We start from the raw sequence: 26,682 nt of genomic DNA, 5'->3' as shown, positions 1-26,682 counted from the left end.
CTCCCTTCTGTCCGCTCGACTTGCATGTATTAGGCACGCCGCCAGCGTTCGTCCTGAGCCAGGATCAAACTCTCCGAAAAAGTACAAAACCGAAGTTTTGCTTTTCGCCAGTTTGACTGACTACCTATGATGTATCATAGGATTTTTTTATAAAAACTCGAATTAACAGGTACGTTTTGTCTTGTTTAGTTTTCAAAGATCATTTTCGTTATCGCTCGTAAGCGACTTTAATATCTTAACATTTCGCTTCAGTTGAAGTCAAGAACTTTTTTCATTTTCTTTTTTCAACCTCGTTGCTGTTTTGCGGCAACGAATAATAATATACCATCTGGATTCTTTCCTTGCAATAGTTTTTTTAAAAAATTTTCATTTTATGAAAAATAAAAAGCGCCATAAATAAAATGGCGCTTTGGTTGATGTATTAACGGTTTCTCATTTGCGGGAAAAGCAGTACATCTCTGATTGATGGAGAATTTGTTAGCAGCATGATTAATCGGTCGATACCGATTCCTAGTCCACCTGTTGGCGGCATGCCATATTCTAAAGCTTCAACAAAATCGTCATCCATGAGATGCGCTTCGTCATTTCCTTCTTCACGTTCTTTTAATTGAGCTTCAAAGCGTTCTCTTTGATCGATCGGATCGTTTAGCTCTGTGAATGCATTTGCATGCTCGCGGCGTACGATAAACAGCTCAAAGCGATCAGTAAAGCGAGGGTCTTCAGGATTTTTCTTAGCTAATGGAGAAATCTCCACTGGGTGTCCGTAAATGAATGTAGGCTGAACCAGTGTTTCTTCTACTTTTTGCTCGAAGAACTCATTGATAATATGACCTACTGTCATGTTTTTTGTGATTTCAACACCGTGATCAGCAGCATGCTGTTTTGCTTCTTCTACAGACATCTCTTGCCAGAAGTCTACACCTGTCGCTTCTTTGACTGCTTCAACCATATGGAGTCTCTTCCATTCAGGTTTTAGATCAATTTCATCTTCTCCATATTGAATCGTTGTTGTTCCTAGTACCTCTTGAGCAATATGAGCAATCAAGTTTTCCGTTAGGTTCATGATGTCTTTATAGTCTGCATATGCTTCATACAGCTCAATCATAGTAAATTCCGGGTTATGACGAGTTGAAACTCCTTCATTACGGAATACGCGGCCAATTTCGTATACTTTCTCTAGACCACCGACAATTAGACGTTTTAAATGCAGCTCGATCGCAATACGCATATAAAGCGGCATATCAAGTGCATTGTGATGAGTAATGAAAGGACGCGCTGATGCACCACCAGGGATGCTATGCATTGTTGGTGTTTCAACTTCTAGGTATCCTTTTGAATCTAAGTATCTTCTCATTGATTGAATGATTTTGCTTCGCATGATGAACGTCTGCTTACTTTCTGGATTGACAATCAAGTCAAGGTAACGCTGACGATAGCGTTGTTCTACATCTTTTAGTCCGTGATATTTATCAGGGAGCGGGCGAAGTGCTTTTGTCAGAACCTCAAAGCTAGTCGCTTTAATTGAAAGTTCTCCTACATTCGTTTTAAATACGGTTCCCGTCACACCGATAATATCGCCTAGGTCCGAGCTTTTGAATAATTCGTAAGCTTCTTCTCCTACACTATCTTTACGTACATAGATTTGAATTTGTCCTTCTAAGTCTTGGATGTGTGCAAAGCCAGCTTTCCCTTTTCCGCGTTTTGTCATCATACGGCCAGCAATTGTTACTTGAGCTGCTTTTTCTTCTAAGTCTTCTTTTGAAAACTCGTCATATTCAGCAATAATTTGTGCAGATTGATGAGAACGGTCATATCGTTCACCGAATGGATCGATACCCTCTTCTCTCATTTTATTCATTTTGTCACGTCTTACTTGGAATTGATCATTTAATTCTTCGTTATTAAGCCCTTCATTACTCATTTATATCACTCCAATAATGTATTTTGCAGAGAAAAGCAGAAAAACTGCCAGTACGTGCACTAGCAGTGAGCTACAAAAAGAAAGATAGTCTTATCCTACTTTTATTCTTTGAAGCTCTTTTGCCTCGGCTTCGATCGTAAAGTCATCTAGAACTTTTACAAGCTCCGCTCTCGTTTCACTTTGATTGATTTGGTTTCTTACATCTGCATTGCCTCGGACACCTTTTAAGTACCATGCTGCATGTTTTCTCATTTCTCTGACAGCCACATGCTCGCCTTTCAGGTCTATGAGTCTGTCTAAGTGAAGTTTGCACACAGACATTTTCTCACGCACATTAGGCTCTTCTTTTAGTTCACCCGTTTCTAAATAATGAACCGTCCGGTAAATCATCCACGGGTTTCCTAGTGCGGCTCTTCCGATCATGACAGCATCTGCACCCGTTTCATCAAGCATACGTTTTGCATCCTGAGGGGTTTTGACATCTCCATTGCCGATGACTGGAATGGAAACAGATTGTTTGACCTCTTTTATAATATCCCAATTCGCTGTTCCTTCGTACATCTGCACACGTGTCCGTCCGTGAAGCGCAACCGCTTGTCCACCTGCTCGTTCAACAGCACGGGCATTGTCGATAGCGAAGATATGGTCTTCGTCCCAGCCCATTCTCATTTTCACCGTAACAGGTTTATCTACAGCATCTACGACTGCGGATACCATTTCGTAAATCTTGTTTGGATCCAGCAGCCATTTCGCTCCTGCGTCACATTTCGTGATCTTTGGTACAGGACATCCCATATTAATATCAATAATGTCCGCCGTTGTATTCTGGTCTACAAACTTGGCCGCTTCCACGAGCGTGTCCTTTTCTCCCCCAAATATCTGAAGGCTCAACGGTTTTTCACGTTCATCAATGTACAGCATACCCATCGTTCTAGCATTATTAATCAAGATCGCTTTGTCACTGACCATTTCAGCGCAGACTAAGCCCGCTCCAAATTCTTTCACAGTGAGTCTAAAAGCCGAGTTACATACACCAGCCATTGGTGCGAGCACTACTTTGTTTTTAATTTCGATATCTCCGATTTTAAACATCTAGTCCCCTCCTTTCCTCTTCAAGTATTGGTGAAAGTTCTTCCACCGTTATATTTAAAGCATCTGCTATTTGACCAACCATTTGGTTTGTTGGTAATCGATTGCCTCGCTCAATTTCCCCTAAGACAGAGACAGAGATGCCTAGTCTTTTGGCGAACCCTTCCTGAGTATACCCTTTTAGCTTTCGGTATGCACGAATTCTTCTACCCCACATGTCTTTTTCCATATGCTTACACCTTCTTGGTCTGTTACGGCGTTTATCTGGGCTTCGCCGATTTCTGGGCAAATCTCACTCATCGGAACAAGAACGAATAAACGTTCGTACATTCTAGGATGCGGCACTACAAGTTGTTCTGTTTCAATATTTTCACGATTATAAAGTAAAATGTCAAGGTCAGCTGTCCGTGGACCCCATCTCACTTCTCTTGTTCTGCCCAACTCCTGCTCAATGTTCTGAGTCAGTGATAGAAGTTCTTCAGGACGAAGCGAGGTGGAAATCTTCACAGCCATGTTCAAGAAGTCATCCTGATTCTCGTAACCTACAGGTGTTGTCTCATATATAGATGAAATGGATTCAACTTGAACACCTGGGTGTTCGTGAAGTTTTTTGACAGCTTCTTTTAAGTAGGTTTCCTTTTTTCCTATGTTTGAGCCTAAAGCGATATATGCTGTATTGTTCATGCGCGTGATCTCGTCATTTCAATGGCAACGGACTGATAGTGTCCTGGAATTGGCGGATCTGGTTTGATTACTTTTACTGTACATTCTTGAACTGTCGGAAAGTCCTTTAACACTTGGTTTGCAATTCTTTCTGTCAGCGTTTCAACGAGGTTCACCGGATCCCCTTCTACAATATTTTTGCAGATGTTGTAGAGCACAGCATAGTTGATGGTCTCATTTAGGTCATCCGTTTGTCCTGCCTTACTTAAATCAAGTGAAGCTGTTAGGTCCACACGAAAGCGCTGGCCTAGTTTATTCTCTTCTGCAAATACACCGTGATAGCCGTAAAATTCCATTCCGTTTACATATACTTTATCGATGATAAGCGCCTCCTTTATTCAGCATGGCATCCATCATTTTTGCCATTCTTGCGATTTCTTTTACATCGTGCACTCGGACCATCGCGCTGCCCTTTTGAATCCCAAGACAGACCGTCGCACCCGTTCCTTCAGTACGTTCTTCAGGCGGAAGGTCTAAAACTGCACCGATGAATCGTTTGCGGGATGTTGCCAGAAGCAGCGGATACCCAAGGTGGCAAAAATGTTCAAGTTCATTCATGACCATGAGATTGTCAGTTTTATTTTTCGCAAATCCTACACCAGGGTCTAATATAATCATGTCATCACGGACACCTGCTTGTTTTACAATTTGAACACTTTCTTTCAGATCTGCAATCATATCTGAAATCAGATGGGTGTAATTCCGCTCTGGTCGATTGTGCATTAAGATGATTGGCACGTTGTGCTTCGCTGCCACATGCGCCATTTGAGGATCAGCTTTCGCCCCCCATACATCATTAATGATTGAGGCTCCTGCTTTCACTGCCTCATCTGCGACATGGGCTTTATACGTATCAATAGAAATAGGTATGTCCAATTCTTTTGTGATCTTCTCAATGACAGGAATGACCCTTGAAAGCTCCTCTTGCTCTGAGACAAGTGCCGCTCCCGGCCGAGTCGATTCACCGCCAATATCAATAATATGCGCCCCATCTTCTACTAGCTGCGTTGCATGAGCCAACGCTTTATCCATTTGATTGAATTTTCCTCCATCTGAAAAAGAGTCCGGTGTGACATTTAAAATGCCCATGACCAATGTCTTTTCTTCATAACTAAGGGTATGGTGCTTGGCTTGTATGATTTTAGGCTGCTTTATCAATTGTTGTGTCATTGTGTCCACCTACTCTTTATGTTCTAGACGTTCTTTTGTATATTCTGTTCTCAACTTGGTCGAAATCGTTCGGTTGTGGTTTTGCAGGACGGTGTCTCCGATATTTTTAAAAGGCACAATTCCCTGAACCGAATTGGTCATCCACGCCTCATCAGCTGAGAGCAAGTGTGAGAGTGGATATCTTCCTTCTATTAGTGGGATCCCCGAAGCTTGCAGCGTTTCGATACAATATCGACGGGTAACCCCGTTTAAAATGCCGGTATCAAGTGAAGGTGTATAGATCACATCTTTTTTTCGCCAAAATAGATTTGACGTAATTCCTTCTGCTACATCGTCTTCTTTTGTTAAAAAGATCCCTTCTACCGACGGATCGTTCCCTACTTCTCTTTTCGCCAGCAGGTTGTTCATGTAATGATGCGACTTGAGCCGTCTTGGACCTTCCGGTGTGTTTCTTCTTGTATCAAGAATGATTCCCTGTTTTTCATCTACTATTGATTCTGGCCGGAATGGGGAGATCATCACAAAAACAACAGGCTCCTCATAAGGGTCTGCAGAAAATCCATTACCTCTGCCCGCAGAAACATTGAAGCGGATCCTCGCATGACCGCCCGTTATTTGATTTTGTTTGAATAATGTATGAATGATGTCGAGTACAAATGGTTTCTCTATTGTGGATTCGATGCAAAGGTCACGCAATGATTGATTGAGCCTTTCAAGATGCCAGTCTAACAAGAAGACTTGTCCTGCTAGAGAGGTAAATGTTTCGAATACACCGATGCCATATAGAAAACCATGATCAAAAGGAGAAAGAGTCGCGTCTTTCTCCTCTATATACTGACCGTTCAGGTAAATGATCATGCGTTTACTTCATTCCCCTTTTTACGATAGGTTTCAATGAAATTTCTGAGCATTTCTTTACCGAAGGACGTCATAATCGATTCTGGATGGAATTGAACACTTTCAATCGGAAGTTCTTTATGGCGAATGGCCATGAGTTCGCCTTCCTTTGTTCTCGCTGTTCTGACAAAGCACTCCGGCAGCGTCTCGTCTTTAACAATTAATGAATGATATCTCGTGGCGACGAGTGGATTTTGGAGTCCCGTGAAGACACCTTTGCCGTCATGTTCAATCTCTGATGTTTTCCCATGCATTAACCGCTCCGCACGAATGACATCTCCACCAAATACTTGTGCAATGGATTGATGACCTAAACAGACACCGAAGATCGGAATCTTCCCAGCAAAATGTTTGATCGCTTCCATACTAATTCCTGCTTCATCCGGACTGCAAGGTCCTGGAGAAATCATCAGAAAGTCTGGCTTGAGCTCTTCGATTTCTTGAATAGTGACTTGATCGTTTCGTTTTACAATCAGTTCTTCCCCAAGCTCACCTAAATACTGGACCAGGTTGTACGTAAATGAATCGTAATTATCAATCATTAATATCATACTCTGCTCACCTCTAACTCAAAATAGTCTCTTCTTTGCTCAACTGTAATGCTTTTTTCACTGCATAGGCTTTTTTAATCGATTCTTTGTATTCGTGCTTTGGTACAGAATCGATGACAATGCCTGCACCTGACTGCATGAAGGCTCTGCCCCCTGTACAATAAGCCGTACGAATGACGATATTAAAATGCATATCTTGATTGAATCCAAACCAGCCTATAGATCCAGTATAAAGCCCACGTCTTGTTGGCTCAAGTTCTTCTATGATTTCCATTGTTCTCACTTTTGGCGCACCTGTAATCGTTCCGCCTGGGAATACAGCTCTCATGACATCTACTGCATCACAATCATCACGCAGCTCCCCTTGGACATTTGATACAATGTGCATCACGTGTGAATATTTCTCAATGGCCATAAATTCGTTCACCTTGACTGAGCCATAAGTAGACACTCGTCCAAGATCATTCCGCTCAAGATCAACGAGCATCACATGTTCTGCGCGTTCTTTTTCATCTTCAATGAGTTCTTTTGCCAGCGCTTGATCTTCCACATCATCCTTGCCTCTTGATCTTGTGCCAGCGATCGGTCTTGTTTCGAGCTGAATGCCTTTTTTCTTAATAAGCAGCTCTGGAGATCCACAGACAATTTGGAAATCTGGCGTGTGCAGATATGACATATATGGAGATGGATTCACGTGACGTAATGTTTTGTATAAATGATATGGGTGGGTATGAAGCTGTTCATCTTGTCTAATGGATAGGTTCACTTGGAACACATCACCGTTCGCGATATATTGTTTAATCGTTTCTACAGCTTCCCCGAAAGCTTCTTCAGTAAAAGGTGCAGCAGGTACACATTCCGAAGAAGACACGTTGACAGGTGAATGTGCTGATTCTTCTGATGTGCTTGTCCAGCTTTGCTTTAATTCTTCGAGTCTTTGATGAACTTCACTGACAGGTTCATCTCCTTCTGTATGAGTGATCAGCCAGAGGGCGTCTTCTTTATGATCAAAGACAGCGACATCATTGAATACGAGGAAATACAAATCAGGCGTCTTCAAATCATCGATGGACAGCATTTTGAAATGCTCGATATATCTTGCGTAATCATAGCTTAAAAATCCAATCGCTCCACCTTGGAAGTCAGGGTATTCATCGTTCGTTTCGGTTTGTAGGGTTTGAAACCAATCAGCAAATGCCCTGAAAGGATCTCCCTCTTTGAAAAACACCTCACCCTGATAATGGATTGTGGTCATCCCGTCCTTCCCTTTCGCTTTAGCGATCGGATGAATGCCGGCAATACTGTATTCTCCGCCACGTGCACTTTCAAGAAGGACGTGATGTGATTCATGAGCCGTTAATTGTTCGTATCGTTTCAAGAATGCATCTTTCGTAAAAGGAATTTTGATGCCCATCGGCCTACGTTGTGTCATGTAATCATCCTTTTTTATTTTCATTAATCTTATTGTAATGCAATCCATTTTAATTAGAAAATAGTATTTGCTTTCCATCTTCAGAATTCATGAAAAAACCCCAGCAAATGCTGGGGTGTATTGTTTAATCAAATTGATAAAGCGGCGTACTAAGGTAACGTTCACCGTTACTTGGAATAATCGCTAGAACCTTTTTCCCTTTACTAAGTTTCTTCGCTGTTTGAAGCGCTGCATAAATGGCTGCTCCTGAAGATATACCACCAAGGATTCCTTCTTCTTTCGCTGCCTTTCTTGCAAGTTCAAATGCATCTTCGTTTTTCACTTGGATAATGCCGTCATATACTTCTGTGTTCAAGATAGATGGAACAAACCCTGCTCCGATGCCTTGAATTTTATGCGGACCTGGTTTCCCGCCTGATAGTACAGGAGAATCTGTTGGTTCTACCGCATAAAGCTGAATAGATGGGATGGCTTCTTTCAGGACTTCACCAGCACCTGTAATCGTACCGCCCGTACCAACTCCTGCAATAAATGCATCAAGGTCGCCGTCGAATTGTTCAAGAATTTCTTTCCCTGTTGTGCGGCGGTGAATCTCAGCATTAGCTTCATTGCTGAACTGCTGAGGCATGAAGTATCCGTGCTCTTCTGCTAATTCTTCTGCTTTTTTGATGGCACCTTTCATTCCTTCTGCACCGGGTGTTAATACAAGTTCTGCACCGTAAGCGCGTAAAAGGTTGCGGCGCTCCTGACTCATTGTATCCGGCATAACTAAAATCGCATTGATTCCTTTTGCAGCCGCAACCATCGCAAGACCGATTCCTGTGTTTCCACTTGTTGGCTCAATGAGTGTGTCACCAGCTTTTAATGTACCTTTTGCTTCAGCATCTTCGATCATCGCTAACGCAATACGATCTTTTACACTGCTGCCTGGGTTCATATATTCAAGTTTCAAGTAGACATCCGCACTGTCTTCATCTACTAAACGGTTTAATTTAACGACTGGTGTATTTCCTATTAGTTCAAAAACTGAATTTGCAATACGAGCCATCACTAACACCTCTATCTCCGAGTAATTTTATTGTATTAATATTAAATTATCAATTTCGAAAAATTTTGTCAATGCTTTTAGTCCTGCTCTCCATCGTAAAACCATGTGACTTTTGCTTCTTTCCACAGGGTTTTGACATTCGCCTTTTCACCCAGATCTTCCATGGCGATCTGCCTTTTGATCTGATCTTTGACTTCTTCATAAGAGAAGGAGCGGCCATTTAATTTTTCTTTTAATTGTATGATGGCATAACCGTTTTTGATCTCGATCGGCTCTTTCGTCCATTCATCTGGCTGAAGCTTTTGGGCTTCTTGTATGTATAGGGCTGGGATGCTTTCTTGTTCTTCTGTGACAAATCCAAGATCTCCGCCGTAAGGAGAGGTATATCGATCGGTGGATCGTTCAGCTGCTACAGCTTCGAAGCTAGATCCGCCCTTTAAATCTTTTAATACACTTTGTGCCTCGTCTTTTGTTTTCACAACAATGTGGCGAATTCGGTATGAGTCATCATATTGATACAAGTCTTTGTTTTTTTCATAAAAGGATTTGGCTTCTTTTTCAGAAACGACCGCATCTCTCGTTAGAAGCTGTTCTAATAAAATTTGATAACGAATCTGCTCTTTCCATTCCTTTTCACTTGTATGACCGTCTTCGTAGAAATTATTAGATACCGCTTTCAGCATCAGCAGCTCACGATGGATCTCTTTTGAAGATACCTCCAGCTTGTTTTCTTCCGCAAGCTGATTGACTACCTTCTGATTGATCATTTGTTCAAGTGTTGCCTTTCCGTAGCGGTCTTCCATTTTCTTTAACCATTCTTGACGTGTGACTTTCTCTTTCCCAATAGAAGCAATTTCTTCACCGCTCTTCCCATTTGAAGAAGCCTGCGACATTTGTGACTTTGTTAATAAATATGCAATGACAACGGCATTAATCATGAGCAGAACGAGGATAAATGTCCATACCACTCTTGCTTTCAGTCTCATCTTTCGTCTCCTTTCCATTCTAAAAAGAAAACCCGCTGCTTAGAGCTTAGCGGGTTATTTCTTCACGTAGCTCTTCTAGCTCTTCTTTTGTAAATACATACGTTTCGTTACAAAAATGGCATTGAGCTTCTGCTTGTCCGTCTTGTTCAATCATATCCTCAATTTCGGCTTTCCCTAGGCTGATAATACCGTTGGCAAACCGTTCTTTTGAGCAGTTACAAGAAAATTCGACAGGTACAGTTTCTAAAATTTGAGGTTTTTCACCGAGCACTTCTTCTAAAATTTCTTCAGGAGTCATCCCTTTTTCAATCAGTTTAGAGATCGGTTCAATGGTTGATAATCTCTTTTCGAGTCTTTCGATGACTGCATCTTCTGTTCCAGGCAGCAATTGAATGATGAAACCGCCTGCTGCAAGGATCGAGTTGTCTGGATTGACAAGAACACCCACACCTACAGAGGATGGCACTTGTTCAGAAGAGACGAGGTAATAAGTAAAGTCATCTCCAATTTCACCTGAGACAATTTCCGTTTGCCCTGTAAAGTGGTCTTTCAGTCCGATATCTTTGACAACACTTAACGTTCCAGATGTGCCAACAGCACGTCTAACGTCCAGCTTCCCATGTTCATTTAAATCAAAGTGAACTTGTGGGTTTGAGACATATCCGCGCACCTGACCTTTTGCGTTTCCATCCGCAATGATGGCTCCGATCGGCCCACCGCCTTCAATTTTAACAGTTAATTTATTCTCGCCTTTCAGCATGGCTCCCATCATGACAGTCGCTGTCATGGTTCTGCCGATTGCAGCTGAAGCAGTTGGCCACGTATGGTGTCTTCTCTGCGCTTCGTTGATTGTATCTGTTGTGTTCGCAGCATACGCACGGACTTTCCCGTCATATGCTAACGCTTTAACTAAATAATCCATTTTGATTAAACCCTCCTATAATACACCGACACGATTGCGTTCATAAATTAATTGGAGCCCTTTTAATGTGAGGAACGGATCGACAATATCAATACAGTCTGATTCATTTCCAATCAATGTAGACAAACCGCCTGTTGCAATGACTTTCGGTGTTTGTTTGGCTTGCTGCTTCATCCGTTTCACTATTCCCTCGACTTGACCAACATATCCATACAGGATACCTGATTGCATCGCACTGATGGTATTTTTTCCAACAATGTGATCTGGACGGACAATTTCAATTCTCGGCAGTTTTGCCGCTCTTGTATATAAAGCCTCTGTTGAGATGGTAATACCCGGTGCAATTGCGCCACCCATGTATTGTTTTTGTTCATTGATATAGCAGTAGGTTGTGGCTGTTCCAAAGTCTACCACAATGAGAGGGGCCCCATACAGGTGAATGGCCGCCACTGCGTTTACAATTCGATCAGCGCCGACTTCCTTTGGATTATCACACATAATGTTTAATCCAGTCTTCATGCCAGGCCCAACGATTTGAGGAGTAATGTGAAAATACTTTTCGCACATTCTTTCCAGAGCAAACATCATTGGCGGGACAACAGAAGAAATGATAATCCCTTCTATCTGGTCAAACATCAGCCCTACATAGTCAAATAAGGATCGGATTGCCATACCAAATTCATCTTCTGTTTTATGACGGCTTGTTTCAATCCGCCAATGGTAGTTCAAATCGCCATTATGATAAACACCTAAAACGGTATTTGTGTTTCCTACATCTATCACGAGTAACAACTTCATCACCACTTTGAATAGTGTCTCAAAAAGAGCATTTTTCGACTTTCTATCATACCATACACGAATTGAGTTCCATTTGTAAACAATTCGAAACCGATCCATTCATGAATCGAAATAAAAAAAGCTGCCGGTGAGCCCGACAGCTTTTTATAGAAGGAGATTAAATCTCCTCGTCTTCTTCTTTTTTCTTGATGTTCACTTTCACATCATCGTTTTTCTCTTCGTCATCTGCGTATACACGCTCTGGAAGCTTTCCAGTATCGTAAAGAGATTTAATTTGTTCAGCATCTAATGTTTCCACTTCTAGAAGAGCTTGTGCGATGATTTCTAGCTTATCTTTATTCTCAGTGAGAATTTGTTTCGCACGTTCGTAGCTTTCTTTGATGAAGCGCTGAACTTCTTGGTCAATTTCATAAGCGATCGCTTCACTATAATTCGGCTCGTTGTTGAAATCACGGCCAAGGAATACTTGACCTCCTTGTGCTTGACCGAATTGTAGAGGACCAAGTTTATCAGACATACCGAACTCTGTGACCATTCTTCTTGCAATGCCTGTTGCACGCTGGAAGTCGTTGTGAGCGCCTGTACTTACTTCACCAAACGTAATTTCCTCTGCAACACGACCGCCGAGCAAGCCGACGATTTTATCAAGAAGCTCTGGCTTCGTTTGGAAATAACGGTCTTCTCTTGGAAGCATGACCGCATATCCGCCTGCCTGACCACGAGGAACGATCGTTACTTTATGCACCATGTCAGCTTCGTCAAGGACAAGTCCAATGACGGTATGACCTGCTTCATGGTACGCCACGATATTGCGTTCTTTCTTCGAAATGACACGGCTTTTCTTAGCCGGTCCAGCAATGACACGGTCAGTTGCTTCGTCGATATCACGCATATCAATTTTCTTTTTGTTTTGACGGGCAGCAACAAGTGCTGCTTCGTTTAGTAAGTTCTCAAGATCTGCCCCAGAGAACCCTGGTGTTCTGCTTGCAATGGCTTTCAAGTTGACTGTATCATCAAGCGGTTTGTTTTTCGCATGAACCTTCAGTACTTCTTCACGGCCAATGACATCTGGGCGGTCAACCGTAATTTGACGGTCAAAACGTCCCGGACGCAGCAATGCAGGATCTAGGATATCTGCACGGTTCGTTGCAGCAATGATAATAATCCCTTCGTTGGCACTAAAACCATCCATTTCAACAAGAAGCTGGTTAAGCGTTTGTTCACGCTCATCATGACCACCGCCAAGACCTGCTCCACGCTGACGACCCACTGCATCAATCTCATCAATAAAGATTAAGCAAGGTGCATTCTTTTTTGCATTTTCAAACAAATCACGTACACGTGATGCACCGACACCGACGAACATCTCGACGAAGTCAGAACCACTGATGCTGAAGAAAGGAACGCCTGCTTCTCCTGCAGATGCTCTCGCAAGCAATGTTTTACCTGTACCTGGAGGTCCTACTAGTAAAACCCCTTTAGGGATTCTTGCGCCAAGCTCCGCAAATTTACGTGGATCTTTTAAGAATTCAACCACTTCTACGAGCTCTTGTTTTTCTTCATCCGCACCGGCAACATCTTTAAATTTCACACGTTTCTTCTCTTCTGTGTAAAGCTTCGCCTTACTCTTACCAAAGTTCATGACACGGCTTCCACCGCCTTGAGCTTGGTTCAATAAGAAGAAGAACAGGATAAAGATGATGATGAATGGAATGATGGTTGTCAGAACTTGCAGCCATCCATTTGTTTCAGGTGCTGGTTCTACTTTTACATCTGTATTCTTCAGTGCACTGTAAATTTGGTCAACTCCTTGACCGTCTGGAACGTGGGTAATGAAGTATTCATCTTTCTTCGCGCCATCTAATTGACCACGAATTTCATAAACCCCTCTTACAGGCTGGATGGAGATACTCTCCACTTTTCCCGCACTTAAATTTTGCGAAAATTTGCTGTAAGACATGTTCTCAGGCTTTTGATTAGGGGATCCTAACCAACTGACAACCCCTATCACAAGTAATAAAATAAGTATATAAAAAATCGTATTACGAAAAACCCGATTCATTCCTTACCTCCTCCCACAGTAAGCACAACTATGTTCAATAGTATCATAGAAAATCATTCCAACACAACCAATAACCTCATGTAAACGTGTGCTCATTAGCCTTCGTAAACAGATGGTTTTAACACTCCAATATACGGGAGGTTTCGGTAACGTTCGGCAAAATCCAATCCATAGCCAACAACAAATGCATCTGGTACTTCAAACCCAACATAATCTGCTTTGATGTCTGCTTTGCGGCCGCTTGGTTTATCAAGCAATGTCACAATTTTAATGGAGTTTGCTTTACGGTATCGGAAAAGCTCTACCAGATAACTCAAAGTTAACCCACTGTCGATGATATCTTCCATAATTAGAATATCTCTTCCTTCAACAGAAGTATCTAGATCTTTGATGATCTTCACTTCTCCAGAAGATACGGTAGACTTTCCGTAGCTAGATACATCCATAAAATCAAGCTCTAAATATGTATCAATGTGTTTGATCAGGTCTGCCATGAATGGAAGAGCCCCTTTCAAAACACCAATAGCCAGGGGAAATTTACCATCATAATCGCTGGTTAATGTTGCACCCAGTTCCTTCACTTTTAGCTGGATCTCTTCTTCTGAGATCAAAATCTTTTCAATATCTTGTTTCATGCTTTTGCTTGCCCCCTACAAATTTTCGTGCTGTCTATATTGTAATACAATGAGATCGCTGTTTGTCATATCAATTTCTTCAAAAACGGATTTTTTCAGACCTGGGATCCAGATGATTTGATGATCCGAGTCAGTGACGATCGGCCAGCTGTCTCTTTCTGCAAGAGGCACTTTTTTATCAATAAATATATCTTTCACCTTTTTTGATCCATTCATCCCTTTTAGTTTGATTCGATCACCGTTTTTTCGTGAGCGAATGATCAAAGGAAGACGAACATGATCTTTTTGAAGCAAGAAAAAATGGTTTCCGTTCCGTGCATCCTTCGGAACATGATTTGATACCAAGATAGACTGTCCATTCGGGAGAAAAAGTTCCTCGCCAAGCTCACCTTTTAAATGATGAGTATATGACTGATCTATGACAAGCGATCGTTCAAAGGTAAACATACAGTGATCATAAGATTTGACAGCTTGTAAACCTTTTGGCAAATCTAATGATCCAGACGGTTGATCAGTATGAGATAACCAGTCCAAAGTCCCTAGAATATGCTGGTTTGAAAACGCTGATTGAGTGTTTTCATAAAGATAGTTTAATATTAGTTGAATGCCTCTTCTTTGTAAAGGCAAAGGCAGGTCAAGCAAAGGCTTCGTTTTGATCTCAATTTGCTTAGGCGTTTGATTCGTAATGACTTGATGCATTTGATCCTTTGTTAATGCCTGCAAGTACTGCTCATCCTCAGTCAGCATGTCACTTACAAACTGAAAGCTTTCATGCACATGAGGTGCCTCTTCTTTTAACACGGGAAGAACGTGTCTTCTGATCCGGTTTCTCAAGTAGTCATCGGTGTGATTGCTTTGATCAATGACATAAGGAACTTGTTCTTTTTCGCAAGAAGTGAGTACATCATCCTTAGAATATCCAATCAGCGGACGAATCAGCCACCCTTCTTGAAAAGGGCGCTTTGCTTGCATACCTGCGAGTCCTATTCCAACAGTCCCTCTTGTCAGCCTCATCACCATTGTTTCTACTTGATCGTCTCCATGATGTGCAAGCGCTATAAATTGAGCGCTGTACTGTTCCATCAATTGACGAAAGAAAGCATATCTGCACTCTCTTGCAGCTGCCTGTTTGTTTAAGCGGTTTTCTTTTGCATATTGGGTGACCTGTATACGAGCCGATTCAAAAAGGATCTCATGCTCTTTACAGTACGCTTCAACAAATGCCAAATCAGCAAAGGATTCTTCTCCTCTGAACATGTGATCTACATGGGCTGCAATCAGCTGAAAGGAACCTTTTCGACGTTTGTTTAGTTCATGCAGCAAGAGCATAGAATCTGGTCCGCCAGAAACCCCGACAATGACTGTCGTATTTTCAAGGAAAACATCATGTTTTTTCAAAAAAGATTCAATTCTATTCACAACTTCCTCCTCACAAAGAGCAGGTAATTTAAAGATATACATATCCTATCACTTTCATTAGCTCCAAGCAAAGAAGAAGCCTGCTTTTTTACAGCTCTATAATAGGAATAAAACCACATAGGCACAGTAAAGAGCGAGCACACTGCATAAGATGAGAATGGTTTCAAAAAGACCGCCTGATTTTTTGCGTACTGATGTTCTTTTCGCAGAAGCAACTCTTGATCGTGAAGGTGCGGCCTGTTGATGTTGGGGAACAGCTGGCTTTTGCCTATTTTGCTGTGATGGCTCCTTCTGTCGTGATTTTCTTGAAGCAAGCAATTGCCCTTCTTTCAGCATCGCGCTTTTCATGTCTGCGGCTGATTGATATTTGCCTTGGAGAGCCGCTTTTAACACCCTCTCATATCGCTTTAATAAAGGATGTCCTTCAATCGCTCGATAAAGCTGTTTTTCTGGTTCTGCCCCTTTTTTAAATTCTTTTTTATAGGCACAGTTCACCATGACCATACTTAAAGCAAATAGATCATAAGAAGGTTCTGCTTTTCTTGTACCGAAGCCCCAGTAGCCGCGGTCAAAAAACTCGGTGTATTCCTTAATCGCCCTTCCCGCCTTCGTTGTTCCTCCAACATCAATACATCGAATCGTAGCTGGGGGGCCTGAAACGATGAGATTATCAGGCTTCAAGTCACCGAAGATCCAGCCTTCCTTATGTAAGTGAGCAAGGTTAGACAACAGTTGAATCATGAGAACGACGATCCATTCATCGCCTTTTTGTTTCACAAATTCAAGTAGCAATGGCCCTCTGACATACTCCATGACATAAAACGACCGTTTCTCTGACATTCCAGGATAAAGAGCATCATCCATATCATAAAAAGAAGGCCCCATGGTTTTCACAGGAGCCTTTGAAAAGGATTTTAATACATTGACTTCAGATGCAATGAGCATACTGTCATCACTCACTTTAAGGGCCACTTGTCCCTTTGGCGATTCGGCCAGATAAACCACACCGTTCGCCCCTTTTCCCAGCTCTTTTACAATGCGGTAATGTTGGTGATGCCACTTTCCCTTTATCATTGTACCTAATGGGATGTTAGAAGCCGAATTCATCATGTTCTTCCTTCGCTTCAAGCAGCCCTTTTCGTGAACGAACTGATTTGAAATGCTGGAGTGCTTCTCGAATTGCTGGTCCTGTCGGTGTAATTCCTCCTGTTGTCAGCTTCGGGAAAATCCATGATAACGAATCGAACCGTGGCGTCCAGTTCAACACAATTTCTGCATCTGAGTTTTTCCCGGGAAATACACACATCCCAAACTGATTTTCACCAATTCTCGAATTTAGACTAATAGAGAGATCGATGAGCGCTTCTTTGACCGTTGGCAACTTCGGTTTCATACTTGCACTTGTATCCACAAGCACAAGCACTTGAAGATGAACCGTCTCACCGAGCTCGTCCACAACTTCCATCACTTCTCCACGCTTATCTGGGGGAAGTTCTTCAATTTCAGTATCTTTGCCAAGAATTTGCTGCAATTCTTTATTCACAACACCTTGTAACGTTTGCGTCATCGCCTTTTTTGTCACCATTTGTACGGTTTGAGACAATTGCTGAACGTAGACAACCTGATGAATGCCTCCGCCTGCTAGAGCAATCCCCTCTACTTCTTTCATCGCTTCATGATCGTGTCTGTTCTCTTCCATAATGCCAATGACATTGACTGTGATCCCTTGCTCCTTTGCCAATGCGGCAATCGCAAGTGGGTCTTCCCCATGATTTGAGCAGCCATCTGTAATCAGTAAGATTTGGTTTACGTGACCTTTTCGCATCTTCATTCCTCCTGGGATTGTAACTGAATGCTTATATCCCCATCATCGCCAGAAGAAATTCATATTATACGATATTTCAAGAAATCTCTTGTTTCTGAAGATAGAATGTACCTGTCGGAATGGATGCCCATTTTGGTGTATTGTGGTCGAGCCTAATGACGACAACCGTCATATCGTCATCAATTTGACCTGCTCTTGTGCGAATGACCTCCTCCATTAATAAATCAGCAATCTCTTGCGGATCTTCTGTTTTAAAGCTCTTCATTTTTCGTTTGACCCACAAATCATGATTTTCGATATGCTTTGGTCCTTCAAAGATACCGTCGCTCATCATGATAAGGAGATCTCCTGCCTTCATCTGTTCACTCACCACTTCTACTTCAAATTCATCAATAATGCCAATAGGCAAGTTGCTGGCCTGTACCTTCATCACTTGATCACCACGTTTAATAAAACTTGGAGTGGAGCCAATCTTGAGGAACTTACAGCTCGCATCCTGTAAATCAATGATGGATAAGTCTAATGTGGAATAGATTTCATCTGTTGTCCGTAAAGATAAAATGCTATTAATTGTTTTAATCGCTACTTTTTCATCAATACCAGACGCCAAAATTTTTTCTAACAGCTTGATCGTTTCATTGCTTTCAAAATGGGCTCTTGCTCCATTTCCCATCCCATCACTAATAGCTGCGGCATATTTACCTGCACCCAGCTCCATCATGCTGTAGCTGTCTCCAGATACTAATCCTCCGCCTTTCGCTGCATGTGCTACACCTGTAGACACTCGATACGATTTTGCAGAACCGAATACAACATGACAATAACCTGTTGGATGCTCCGCACACTGCTCTGCTTTGACTAAAACTTGTTCTTCTAAAATATCCGAGAGCATTGGAGCGATGATTTTTTCGCATTCCCCATGACCTTGGCAATAGGGAATTCTCATCTCTATATCAACATTTCCCTGTTCTAAGCTATAAATTTCAACTTGCTGAATTTCAATTCCAAAGTTCTGAAGTGCTTCTATCATCTGCTCTTCCTGAATAAAATGCTGCTCTCTTTCTCGTTTTATTTCCCGGGAAAAATCCTCCATGACTTGTGAGACACCCATCAGTTGTTCGGCCACAAGGCGCCTGCTGTCTTGGACCTTTTTCTTTAAGGTCTGATTTGCTTTATAGTAAGCTATCTCCTCTTCAATCAATTCTTCTACATGCTTTGATTTTGAGCAGTGCTGACTGAATTTCTTTTTCAACTTCCGGTTATGCTCGTACGTTTTTTCATCAGATTCATGCATAACTTGTTTCATGAGTTCATAGGTTGTATCAAAGTTCTGCACCCAGCATTTATTTTTCTTATAGCACGTTTGACAGGAACGTTCTGTGATCGTACTTAAAAAAAGATCTACATCCTCTTCCTGCTTCTTCTCCTCAGGAATGGATTCGTAAAATGTCGCAAAACTCTCAGACAGCGCATGAAATACATTAGAGAATTGATCTACCTTTTTTGCTGTCACGTCTCGTACTTTTCTGGCATATTGCTGCTGTTCCTGTACATGCTCTACCGTACCAGGAATATATTTTGCCACCTTGGACGTTACTGACTGTGGCGTGAGTAAAAACAGTGCAACTGCGATGAGTGATTCATATAGCGTGGTCATTAGCCCTGCTGACCCTTCACCGTAGAGGGAGATTAGTAAAGAACCCACAATCAAGCCGATGGCGGCTCCTGCTTTTTTCCCCTCTTTTAGTAATCCGCCTAATAAGCCCGAGAAGGCAAGCAGACTCATCTGATAAAGGTTGCCGATGTTGGCGAGACCAAGAATTAATCCAGTTACAACACCCACTGTACAACCAATACTCGCTCCTCCAATAAAGGCAAAGCTCAGCACTACATATCGTGACAAAATATGCTCTGCCTGCATTCCTTGAAATGTGATCCCAGCCAGACCTGTTAAAACTGAAGCGATTAATATCATAAAGCAAATAATTTCTTCAACCTTTAAGGAGTGTTTGATTTTCCTGACTGTAAAAATCGGCAAACTTTGAAGAAAAATCAGTGTCAAAATGAAGGCAAGTCCAGCTTCAACCCCTGCCATCACATAGTCATAGCTTTGAACCGCACCCTGCTCGAGGTATACAAAAGCTCCCCTCGTCATCAGCATTGAGAGCACAATTACAACCGGTAATGTTTTCACCGGGTCTTTGATGATGAATGAAACGACCTTTGACATGAGAAGGAACACGATCAATGACGCAAACACGAATAATGCATTTTGAGGTGATATCGTCATCGCCCCAGCGAGTAAAGCAAGACAAGCAAGCATCGCTTTATCCCTTTTAATGAGCAGCATGGACCCAAAGAAAGGCAATGCAAACGGCATAATTTCAGATAAGATAAAGGCTCGTCCCAATAAAAAGCCCAGAACAACATAAATAAACCCTTTATAGAAAAAAAGAGAATGCGTATGATGAAGAAACAGGTTTTTCATCTTTTTTAACCCTGCACTGATTCTTTCAAACCCGGCTCCCGTTAAATCAGTTCTTCTTTCTAGTTTTTCCATCTTTTCATCCCCCACCTGATATTCGTTGCTTGTCATTATAGCGAAGGTGAAAAAGAAATTTTGTCAAAAGAAGTTGTCGTTTCCATAAAACGTTCGACGCTTTATTTGCCAAAGAGGCATACTTTCTTGAAAGTCGATGTCTTTCATCAGAATTTTACGAAAGCACAAAAAAACAGCTTTCCTATAGAAAGCTGTTTTGAAGATGACCCGTACGGGATTCGAACCCGTGTTACCGCCGTGAAAGGGCGGTGTCTTAACCGCTTGACCAACGGGCCTTGCTTATTGTTCTTTTTAAAAGGATAGCGGCGGAGGGGATCGAACCCCCGACCTCACGGGTATGAACCGTACGCTCTAGCCAGCTGAGCTACACCGCCATAATGTAAAATGCGCTAAGAAGCACAAGAACTATAATACAAAGGATTCGCTTGTCCGTCAATAGAAAGTTTTAAATTAAATGGCAAATGCACAAAAAACGTTGAATTTGTATTTAAAAAAAGCACCCGCTAAACAGCAGATGCTTTGTTGTGAAAAATATATAGAAAGCAGCAACAAGTTAACCTCTTCTTGCTCCGCGCCCCCCACGTTTTGATTCCGTGTTACGTTTTAAAGATGTTAAGCGATCTTCGCTATCTTTTAAGAATTTGTTCATTTTTTGCTCAAACGATTCCTTCGGACGGAAATCATTTCTGCTCGGTCTTGATTGTTGTTGTTGAGGACGATCTTTTGCTTTTTTAATGGACAAGCCGATTTTACCGTCTTTTTCAACGTTAATCACTTTCACTTCAACTTGTTCACCGACTTTTAAATGCTCATTAATATCTTTTACATAGTTATCGGCTACCTCACTGATATGAACGAGACCAGTTGAACCGCCTGGCAACTCCACAAAAGCTCCAAAATTTGTAATGCCCGTAACTTTCCCTTGTAACTTGCTGCCAACTTCAATCGACATAAAAAAAGTGCTCCTCCTTAGACTTATAAAAAAATCTCATTTGTTCAATTATACATAAACTGAATTTTAAGTGTCAACAAGGCTAATCGCTCTTATTGCCCACATCAAAGATTTTTTCGCCTTTTTTAGACATATAATAGTCCCGTCGTGCCAGTTCGAGTACGTATTCTTTGCTTTTCAGCTTTTTGATTTCATCAGAAATATCTTCCTGCTTTGTTTGTAATTGCTTCAATTCTTTTTCAAGCACAACCTTCTTCTCTTCTTTTTCTTTCAATGCAGACGATTGCGACCAGAGGGCACTTGTTACCAAAACAGCAAACATGAGCACAATGACTCCAAACACGGTAAGCCTTCTAAGGAGTCCCCGGCGTTTGCGTTTTAGGCGCTGCGCTTGCTGTTCCATTTGTTTTTGATAATCATTTTGAATTTGTGCGATATTTCTTTTTCTCTCGTTCAAGGATGAAGGCCTCCTCTCTTACTTTGTCCAGAATTGTTTCCATTTCGTTTTCATGGTACGAGATAATTTCTTGATCCCTTGTAAAATTCCTGCTCCTTTTGAGAAAAACAACCTCATTGATGTTCGCCATTTTTCGGGAATTCGATGAATAATGGTCACATTGAGTAACCAAATAAGCGGATAACAAACAATATACAGCACCTTCCACACGAGTCGAAACGCAAAACGAACAAGGCGTAAGAGCGAGTGGAACAAGAACAGAAGAACACTTATGATCAAACCGACGATCCAGCGAATGGGCTGGAAAACCATCGACATGATCAGCCTTTTCAGGAAGAGAACAGTCTGATAAATACACCTCATCACAAACTTGAGGATGTTCATATACAGCTGTTTCATCAATGCCTGGTACATCGAGAAACCTAAAGCAACAGCTAGAAAAATATAAAGTCTGAATTCTCCCTCATTGGTTAGCAGCAGGACATAAAAGAACAACAGACCCTGCACCACCCAAAAAAGGAGGTCGTGAATGACCAGCAGCCATTTTGCTGTTTTTTCCCGGTTCACAAACAGCTTGTACGTATCCAGCGATGCGCCCAGCCAGATGCCCATCGCCGCCATCGAAAGCATCGTATAAAACTGGACCGTCAGTGTCATTTAAACAGCTTGCTAAAAAATCCTTTAGCTTTCTCCCCGTGCTGCTCATCTACATAGATTAAGTCAAAGACACGCCCTTTAATGGACACAACGCCCTTTTCTACATCTAAGTTTTTCATTTGCAAATTTTCTCCGCGAATGGCAAGGACTCCCATGACAGTCTCAAGCAGAAATTCTTCATTATCAAAGCTCTCGACTTGTTTGACCCCAGTAATATCTAAATGCTTTCTGTTGCGCATTGTGACATGATGCTCGGCTTCTGATGACAACTTCGTGCCTTGAGGTTGATTATAATATTGATTCATTTATACATCCCCCATATCTCATACTTGCATTGTTACTGCATTGTATGTGACAGGCGGGACATTTAGAACAAGCCCTATTCTGCTGTTTTTTCTTCTTTTAGCACGGTATACATGCCAGCAGCTTCTTCTTTTTTCGTTGTGTCTTTTAACTCGTTGACTTGAACAGTCACAAGCTTTTGGCCAAAGCGAATTTGAAGCTCGTCCCCTTCTTTCACGTCAGAGCTGGCTTTCGCCTGCGTGCCATTAATGGAAATTCTTCCTTGATCAGCTACTTCTTTTGCCAATGTTCTTCTTTTTATTAAACGAGACACTTTTAAGAATTTATCTAGTCTCATGTAAGTTCACCTCTTTCTATGCGTTTGGCATCGTTCCACAGATCGTCCATTTCTTCTAGGGTCAAGTCCTCTAGTGAACGCCCTATGTCCTTTGCTTTTTGTTCAATATGCTGAAAGCGCCGCATGAATTTTGTGTTTGCAGAAGAGAGGGCGGTTTCAGGCTCTAGATGATAAAATCTACCAATGTTGACGAGAACAAACAAAAGATCCCCAAATTCATCCTTCATCTGCTTTGTTGCACCTTCATCCGTCTTATCTGCCACTTCCACAAGGAATTCCTGCTTTTCTTCTTCGTATTTGTTCCAAATATCCTCTACTTCTGTCCAGTCGAAGCCCACTTTTGCTGCTTTCTTTTGGAGCTTATAGGCTTTTGTTAAAGCTGGAAGAGTCGTTGGAATGGATTGCAAAATAGAAGCTGCACGCTCCGGTTTTTCCTGCTGCTTGATTTTTTCCCAGTTGGCGACTACATCTGATGCTTCAGACACATCCGTATCACCAAACACATGCGGATGTCGTCGAATCATTTTTTCTGTGACATGCTGGATGACGTCATCCATTGAGAAATAACCATCATCTTCACCAATTTGGGCATGGAGTAAAACTTGCAGCAGTACATCTCCGAGTTCTTCAACCATATGATCTGGATCGTCTTCATCAATGGCTTCCAGCAGCTCATAACATTCTTCAATTAAATATGGTTTGAGCGACTCATTCGTTTGTTTTTGATCCCAAGGACAGCCGCCAGGACCTCTTAATGTACGAATGACTTCGCGGAAAGTGTCAAATTGCTGATAGAGCAGCTTTTCATCTTGAATGGGAGGTACATAAACACTCGTTAAGTTATTTATCGACACATCTCGATCAAGTTCAAATAAAGGAACACCTGTAATCTGCTCCTGACTGCTTCCAGCTGCCGTTACGATAAAGACTTCATAATCGTCAGGTAGCTTTTCCATGAGGGTCAGCTTCACATTCGAGGCTGTCATCTGATCATATACCTGACAGATCAGCACATGCTGGGTCAACTTCAGATCATCCGCTCTCATATCCGCTGCGTCAACGAATTGAAGCCCTTCGATTGGGTCAATCTGTAAGGAATTAAACGTCGCATCCAAAAAGCTTTGTCCACCAGCCACGTACACCTCAACCCCGCGCTTCTTCTGTTGTGAAACAAGAAGCTGCACTGTCTTTTCCGCCACAAACGGGTGACCTGGTACTGCATACACAATATCTTTCTCCTCAGCCTCTCGGAAGAGAATGTCTGTGATTTCCTCATACACTGCATCAAACTGATCATGCTTTTCATAAATCTCATCAAAAAAGGTCAGAGACGGGACCTCCTGCATCAATTCTGCGGTGAGTGGATGATCCTGCGTTCTCATGTATACTTCTTTCGCCTGCTTCAGCTGCTTATATACACCGAGCGTTAGCTGATCCATGTCGCCTGCCCCAAGACCAACGACTGTAATCTTACCTGCCATTTCGATTCCCTCTCATCTGTTTAAAATATAAAATCTTTTCTCCTAATGGAATGAGTCTCCATTCCTCTTCCGTAAATACGTCTAGCTTAAGAATACTATATAAAAAGGCGAAACCACCAATAAAAACTGAAGTCAGGCTCTCTAAAACAGAAAACGGACGTTTCTCAAAGGGAATGACCCAAGAAAACAATGCCTGATATCCAATTAAAACGACAGCCATGAATGCTGCTGATAAAAGAATTTTCACTGGGAATAGCTCTCTTATTGAAATCCACCCTTTATGCTTCAAATACACCGCATTGAGCGCAGCGGCGGCGAGAAACCCACAAACAGTCGACCATGCGGCTCCATAAATGCCGAATAACGGGACAAGAGCCAGCGTCAGACCCCATTTCACCAGTACACTGATCAGGACCACAATAGCCGGGTACACGGTATGTCCCAGACCCTGAAGTAAAGCGGTTTGCGTAATCGCCATTGATGTAAAGGCAATGGATATGCAAAATATTTGCAGCGCATCTGTCCCTAAGTCATTACGAAAAAGCATGATGTTCACAGACGATAAAATACATATAAGACCGACAGCTGAACCAATCCCCAGCACCGATGTTGCCTTAAACGATGTACGTACTTTTTCACGAATTGCTTTATGCTGCCCTTTTCTTAAGGCCGACGACAAAAACGGAACAAGAGACGTCCCGATACTAATTGCAAACACCGTCCCGAGCTGCAAGAACGGCTGACCTCGGTCATACACGCCTTTTGCCGCCTTTGCATCTGCTTCACTCAGTCCCTCACTGCGCAGCAGCGCATACAGGTGAAAAGCATCGATCATTTGCATCCATAGGATCAGCAATCCACTCACACAAATTGTCAATGTATACAGCACCAAACTCTTCAGCACATCTTTTTTCCGCAGTGTAGCCTGTTTTAATGTCTTGCTCGCTGACGACCGCTTCCGATAGGTCAGCCAAAGGAAAAGAAGCAAAATGAGTGAAGCCGCACTTCCAGCTATAGAAGAGAACACCGCACCCGCTCCTGTTTCATAAAGCGAATAGCCATGTCTCACAAAATAGAAAGATAAAACAAGCAGGACGCCTACTCTGATGAGCTGCTCAGCCAATTGAGAGACCGCAGTGGGGAGCATCAGCCCATCACTCTGAAAAACACCCCTCAGCATCACGGTAAGCGGCAGAAACAAAAACACAAACGAACTCATCTGGATGAGCAGCATTAATTGACTGTCCGCCATGAGATTCGCAATTGTGCCTGCTCCTATGTATAAACAAAGAAATAAGGCCAAGCTCAGCAAAGTGATATACACCAAGGATACCTTTGTAATGATTCGGCGATTCTCCTCACCATGCTCGCTCAGGAGCTTGGACACCATCACAGGAAAACCAGTGGTGCCGAGCATGATCGCAATGCCAAGAAAGGGATAGACCTGCTGATAAATATAAAAACCTGTGTCTCCTACGATATTTTGAAAAGGGACACGATATACGGCACTCAGTACCTTTGATAACAAGCCTGCGATGGTTAAAATCACCGCACCTTGGAAAAGCCAATGCGGCTGATTTACAGCATTTTTCATGGATGACTCCTTTATGTTCAATCAAAAAATATACCTGCATTTAAACGCACTCATTATATCATACGTGACTGGCAAGCCGTTTCTTTCTAAGGAGTAGACGATACATTCATTGTTTTGTTTCATCCCATATAAAAAACGCCGACAAAATCAGATGATTTCATCGGCATTCTTTCGTTTTATCAAAATGATATAGATTTATTAGACCTAATGTTCCATTTGACGGGCTAAGAAGCCAGCTGCCGTTTCTGCCGCTTTATGCTCCACTTCTCCCATTGAACGCTCTTTAGAAAATAAGACGACGGCGCCAATTGGATCTCCGTTTGCAACAATAGGTGCAATGGTATAAGCTGATACATCATCATCAATACCATCCACAAGCTGAATTTCTTTCTTGCTGTCCTCTAATACAGAATTACGCTGATCCATTGTTCGTTCAAGTAAATCACTAATGGATTTGTTTAAATACTCTTTTTTTGAACTACCGGATACAGCAATATACGTATCACGATCACAGATGAGGATAGAATGACCCAAACTGTCGAATAATGCATCAGCATATTCCTTCGCAAAGTCTCCTAGCTCACTAATCGGTGAATACTTCTTCAAAATGACTTCTCCATCGCGGTCGACAAAAATCTCAAGTGGATCTCCTTCCCGGATGCGCAATGTTCTGCGAATCTCCTTCGGTATAACCACTCTACCTAGATCATCGATGCGGCGTACAATTCCAGTTGCTTTCATTCACTGCTGCCTCTCTTTCGTTTGATGATGTGTTGGGTGAATGGAACAAAAGCGTCCACTTTATGCAACATTCACCACTTGACCCTGAGATTAGTATCCGTCACATCAAACGTAATATACAC

26 protein-coding genes, 2 tRNA genes, 1 rRNA gene and 1 pseudogene are annotated in these 26,682 nt (G+C 42.1%); all 30 read right to left on the bottom strand.

The annotated features are described in order from the left end of the window. Positions 1–80 (bottom strand): 16S ribosomal RNA (locus tag ES896_RS19570); the annotation flags it as partial. Between the two features lie 341 nt (positions 81–421). Further along, the gene (gene lysS / locus ES896_RS19565) at positions 422–1,921 is read right to left on the bottom strand and encodes a lysine--tRNA ligase (RefSeq protein WP_025206611.1); all 1,500 of its coding nucleotides are present in this window, start codon (positions 1,919–1,921) and stop codon (positions 422–424) included. A gap of 90 nt (positions 1,922–2,011) precedes the next feature. Continuing rightward, positions 2,012–3,013 carry a tRNA dihydrouridine synthase DusB gene (gene dusB, locus ES896_RS19560; RefSeq protein ID WP_035391540.1) on the bottom strand — a complete coding sequence of 334 codons (1,002 nt, stop codon included), beginning with the start codon at positions 3,011–3,013 and terminating at the stop codon, positions 2,012–2,014. Then, entirely contained in the window at positions 3,006–3,239 is a 234-nt protein-coding gene (locus tag ES896_RS19555; protein ID WP_017366448.1) for a helix-turn-helix domain-containing protein, read from the bottom strand. The genes dusB and ES896_RS19555 overlap by 8 nt, the downstream gene beginning before the upstream one ends. Beyond that, positions 3,191–3,694, bottom strand: coding sequence for a 2-amino-4-hydroxy-6-hydroxymethyldihydropteridine diphosphokinase (folK, locus tag ES896_RS19550; RefSeq protein ID WP_007496156.1), 504 nt, complete (start codon positions 3,692–3,694; stop codon positions 3,191–3,193). Before folK ends, ES896_RS19555 begins: the two co-directional genes overlap by 49 nt. Beyond that, positions 3,691–4,053 carry a dihydroneopterin aldolase gene (gene folB / locus ES896_RS19545; protein ID WP_129548027.1) on the bottom strand — a complete coding sequence of 121 codons (363 nt, stop codon included), beginning with the start codon at positions 4,051–4,053 and terminating at the stop codon, positions 3,691–3,693. Before folB ends, folK begins: the two co-directional genes overlap by 4 nt. After that, entirely contained in the window at positions 4,046–4,903 is an 858-nt protein-coding gene (gene folP, locus ES896_RS19540) for a dihydropteroate synthase (RefSeq protein WP_135227198.1), read from the bottom strand. Before folP ends, folB begins: the two co-directional genes overlap by 8 nt. Positions 4,904–4,912: 9 nt before the next feature. Beyond that, a complete protein-coding gene (pabC, locus tag ES896_RS19535) occupies positions 4,913–5,761 on the bottom strand; it encodes an aminodeoxychorismate lyase (RefSeq protein WP_135227197.1) in 849 nt (282 codons plus the stop codon). Then, positions 5,758–6,351: an aminodeoxychorismate/anthranilate synthase component II gene (gene pabA / locus ES896_RS19530; RefSeq protein ID WP_007496162.1), complete on the bottom strand. Its 594-nt coding sequence runs from the start codon at positions 6,349–6,351 to the stop codon at positions 5,758–5,760. The genes pabC and pabA overlap by 4 nt, the downstream gene beginning before the upstream one ends. 13 nt (positions 6,352–6,364) lie before the next feature. Then, positions 6,365–7,783, bottom strand: coding sequence for an anthranilate synthase component I family protein (locus ES896_RS19525; RefSeq protein ID WP_135227196.1), 1,419 nt, complete (start codon positions 7,781–7,783; stop codon positions 6,365–6,367). A 124-nt stretch (positions 7,784–7,907) separates the two neighbouring features. Continuing rightward, on the bottom strand, positions 7,908–8,831 hold the full coding sequence (cysK, locus tag ES896_RS19520; RefSeq protein WP_135227195.1) for a cysteine synthase A: 924 nt from the start codon (positions 8,829–8,831) through the stop codon (positions 7,908–7,910). A gap of 77 nt (positions 8,832–8,908) precedes the next feature. Further along, complete coding sequence (locus ES896_RS19515) at positions 8,909–9,817, bottom strand: peptidyl-prolyl cis-trans isomerase (RefSeq protein WP_135227194.1); 909 nt, start codon at positions 9,815–9,817, stop codon at positions 8,909–8,911. A 46-nt stretch (positions 9,818–9,863) separates the two neighbouring features. Beyond that, entirely contained in the window at positions 9,864–10,739 is an 876-nt protein-coding gene (gene hslO, locus ES896_RS19510) for an Hsp33 family molecular chaperone HslO (RefSeq protein WP_007496169.1), read from the bottom strand. 15 nt (positions 10,740–10,754) lie between these two features. Continuing rightward, positions 10,755–11,531, bottom strand: a complete 777-nt coding sequence (locus ES896_RS19505; protein ID WP_008341820.1) for a type III pantothenate kinase — start codon at positions 11,529–11,531, stop codon at positions 10,755–10,757. Positions 11,532–11,694: 163 nt separating this feature from the next. After that, a complete protein-coding gene (gene ftsH, locus ES896_RS19500; RefSeq protein WP_007496173.1) occupies positions 11,695–13,599 on the bottom strand; it encodes an ATP-dependent zinc metalloprotease FtsH in 1,905 nt (634 codons plus the stop codon). A 95-nt stretch (positions 13,600–13,694) separates the two neighbouring features. Then, complete coding sequence (gene hpt, locus ES896_RS19495) at positions 13,695–14,234, bottom strand: hypoxanthine phosphoribosyltransferase (protein WP_007496175.1); 540 nt, start codon at positions 14,232–14,234, stop codon at positions 13,695–13,697. Continuing rightward, a pseudogene (gene tilS, locus ES896_RS19490) lies at positions 14,231–15,653 on the bottom strand (tRNA lysidine(34) synthetase TilS). The gene hpt and the pseudogene tilS overlap by 4 nt, the downstream one beginning before the upstream one ends. A gap of 96 nt (positions 15,654–15,749) precedes the next feature. Beyond that, positions 15,750–16,760, bottom strand: coding sequence for a protein kinase domain-containing protein (locus tag ES896_RS19485; RefSeq protein ID WP_135227192.1), 1,011 nt, complete (start codon positions 16,758–16,760; stop codon positions 15,750–15,752). Then, complete coding sequence (locus tag ES896_RS19480) at positions 16,744–17,478, bottom strand: VWA domain-containing protein (RefSeq protein ID WP_135227191.1); 735 nt, start codon at positions 17,476–17,478, stop codon at positions 16,744–16,746. Before ES896_RS19480 ends, ES896_RS19485 begins: the two co-directional genes overlap by 17 nt. Before the next feature lie 76 nt (positions 17,479–17,554). Then, on the bottom strand, positions 17,555–20,038 hold the full coding sequence (gene spoIIE / locus ES896_RS19475; protein ID WP_135227190.1) for a stage II sporulation protein E: 2,484 nt from the start codon (positions 20,036–20,038) through the stop codon (positions 17,555–17,557). 203 nt (positions 20,039–20,241) lie between these two features. Beyond that, positions 20,242–20,313, bottom strand: a tRNA-Glu gene (locus ES896_RS19470). A gap of 25 nt (positions 20,314–20,338) precedes the next feature. Continuing rightward, positions 20,339–20,412: transfer RNA gene (locus tag ES896_RS19465), tRNA-Met, on the bottom strand. Positions 20,413–20,591: 179 nt separating this feature from the next. Next, the gene (locus ES896_RS19460; RefSeq protein WP_003217901.1) at positions 20,592–20,990 is read right to left on the bottom strand and encodes a S1 domain-containing RNA-binding protein; all 399 of its coding nucleotides are present in this window, start codon (positions 20,988–20,990) and stop codon (positions 20,592–20,594) included. Positions 20,991–21,072: 82 nt separating this feature from the next. Further along, positions 21,073–21,447, bottom strand: a complete 375-nt coding sequence (locus ES896_RS19455) for an FtsB family cell division protein (RefSeq protein WP_017366439.1) — start codon at positions 21,445–21,447, stop codon at positions 21,073–21,075. 18 nt (positions 21,448–21,465) lie between these two features. Next, positions 21,466–22,104, bottom strand: coding sequence for a spore cortex biosynthesis protein YabQ (yabQ, locus tag ES896_RS19450; RefSeq protein ID WP_060780672.1), 639 nt, complete (start codon positions 22,102–22,104; stop codon positions 21,466–21,468). Next, positions 22,101–22,409, bottom strand: coding sequence for a sporulation protein YabP (yabP, locus tag ES896_RS19445; RefSeq protein ID WP_007496190.1), 309 nt, complete (start codon positions 22,407–22,409; stop codon positions 22,101–22,103). The genes yabQ and yabP overlap by 4 nt, the downstream gene beginning before the upstream one ends. Positions 22,410–22,483: 74 nt before the next feature. After that, positions 22,484–22,744 carry an RNA-binding S4 domain-containing protein gene (locus tag ES896_RS19440; RefSeq protein ID WP_008341839.1) on the bottom strand — a complete coding sequence of 87 codons (261 nt, stop codon included), beginning with the start codon at positions 22,742–22,744 and terminating at the stop codon, positions 22,484–22,486. Further along, positions 22,741–24,225 (bottom strand): bifunctional methyltransferase/pyrophosphohydrolase YabN, encoded by a 1,485-nt coding sequence (yabN, locus tag ES896_RS19435; RefSeq protein WP_135227189.1) that lies wholly within the window; start codon positions 24,223–24,225, stop codon positions 22,741–22,743. The genes ES896_RS19440 and yabN overlap by 4 nt, the downstream gene beginning before the upstream one ends. After that, entirely contained in the window at positions 24,215–25,819 is a 1,605-nt protein-coding gene (locus ES896_RS19430; protein WP_135227188.1) for a putative polysaccharide biosynthesis protein, read from the bottom strand. The genes yabN and ES896_RS19430 overlap by 11 nt, the downstream gene beginning before the upstream one ends. Before the next feature lie 204 nt (positions 25,820–26,023). Beyond that, a complete protein-coding gene (gene spoVT / locus ES896_RS19425; protein ID WP_007496196.1) occupies positions 26,024–26,560 on the bottom strand; it encodes a stage V sporulation protein T in 537 nt (178 codons plus the stop codon). Positions 26,561–26,682 lie beyond the last annotated feature (122 nt).

The organism is Bacillus sp. 005/A4HT-01/001, assembly GCF_004634445.1.
Classification (GTDB): domain Bacteria; phylum Bacillota; class Bacilli; order Bacillales; family Bacillaceae; genus Bacillus; species Bacillus altitudinis.
This window is presented reverse-complemented; position numbering and strand designations above follow the sequence as displayed.

Excerpts from the sequence above, each read along its gene's own strand:
- spoIIE (WP_135227190.1), bottom strand. The coding sequence starts at position 20,038 with ATGGAAAAACTAGAAAGAAGAACTGATTTAACGGGAGCCGGGTTTGAA.
- ES896_RS19485 (WP_135227192.1), bottom strand. The coding sequence starts at position 16,760 with ATGAATTCGGCTTCTAACATCCCATTAGGTACAATGATAAAGGGAAAG.
- lysS (WP_025206611.1), bottom strand. The coding sequence starts at position 1,921 with ATGAGTAATGAAGGGCTTAATAACGAAGAATTAAATGATCAATTCCAA.
- cysK (WP_135227195.1), bottom strand. The coding sequence starts at position 8,831 with ATGGCTCGTATTGCAAATTCAGTTTTTGAACTAATAGGAAATACACCA.
- hpt (WP_007496175.1), bottom strand. The coding sequence starts at position 14,234 with ATGAAACAAGATATTGAAAAGATTTTGATCTCAGAAGAAGAGATCCAG.
- ES896_RS19525 (WP_135227196.1), bottom strand. The coding sequence starts at position 7,783 with ATGACACAACGTAGGCCGATGGGCATCAAAATTCCTTTTACGAAAGAT.
- spoVT (WP_007496196.1), bottom strand. The coding sequence starts at position 26,560 with ATGAAAGCAACTGGAATTGTACGCCGCATCGATGATCTAGGTAGAGTG.
- yabQ (WP_060780672.1), bottom strand. The coding sequence starts at position 22,104 with ATGACACTGACGGTCCAGTTTTATACGATGCTTTCGATGGCGGCGATG.
- ES896_RS19460 (WP_003217901.1), bottom strand. The coding sequence starts at position 20,990 with ATGTCGATTGAAGTTGGCAGCAAGTTACAAGGGAAAGTTACGGGCATT.
- folK (WP_007496156.1), bottom strand. The coding sequence starts at position 3,694 with ATGAACAATACAGCATATATCGCTTTAGGCTCAAACATAGGAAAAAAG.
- ftsH (WP_007496173.1), bottom strand. The coding sequence starts at position 13,599 with ATGAATCGGGTTTTTCGTAATACGATTTTTTATATACTTATTTTATTA.
- hslO (WP_007496169.1), bottom strand. The coding sequence starts at position 10,739 with ATGGATTATTTAGTTAAAGCGTTAGCATATGACGGGAAAGTCCGTGCG.
- ES896_RS19430 (WP_135227188.1), bottom strand. The coding sequence starts at position 25,819 with ATGAAAAATGCTGTAAATCAGCCGCATTGGCTTTTCCAAGGTGCGGTG.
- folP (WP_135227198.1), bottom strand. The coding sequence starts at position 4,903 with ATGACACAACAATTGATAAAGCAGCCTAAAATCATACAAGCCAAGCAC.
- yabN (WP_135227189.1), bottom strand. The coding sequence starts at position 24,225 with ATGGCAGGTAAGATTACAGTCGTTGGTCTTGGGGCAGGCGACATGGAT.
- ES896_RS19555 (WP_017366448.1), bottom strand. The coding sequence starts at position 3,239 with ATGGAAAAAGACATGTGGGGTAGAAGAATTCGTGCATACCGAAAGCTA.
- pabC (WP_135227197.1), bottom strand. The coding sequence starts at position 5,761 with ATGATCATTTACCTGAACGGTCAGTATATAGAGGAGAAAGACGCGACT.
- ES896_RS19440 (WP_008341839.1), bottom strand. The coding sequence starts at position 22,744 with ATGAGACTAGATAAATTCTTAAAAGTGTCTCGTTTAATAAAAAGAAGA.
- ES896_RS19515 (WP_135227194.1), bottom strand. The coding sequence starts at position 9,817 with ATGAGACTGAAAGCAAGAGTGGTATGGACATTTATCCTCGTTCTGCTC.
- ES896_RS19480 (WP_135227191.1), bottom strand. The coding sequence starts at position 17,478 with ATGCGAAAAGGTCACGTAAACCAAATCTTACTGATTACAGATGGCTGC.
- pabA (WP_007496162.1), bottom strand. The coding sequence starts at position 6,351 with ATGATATTAATGATTGATAATTACGATTCATTTACGTACAACCTGGTC.
- dusB (WP_035391540.1), bottom strand. The coding sequence starts at position 3,013 with ATGTTTAAAATCGGAGATATCGAAATTAAAAACAAAGTAGTGCTCGCA.
- yabP (WP_007496190.1), bottom strand. The coding sequence starts at position 22,409 with ATGAATCAATATTATAATCAACCTCAAGGCACGAAGTTGTCATCAGAA.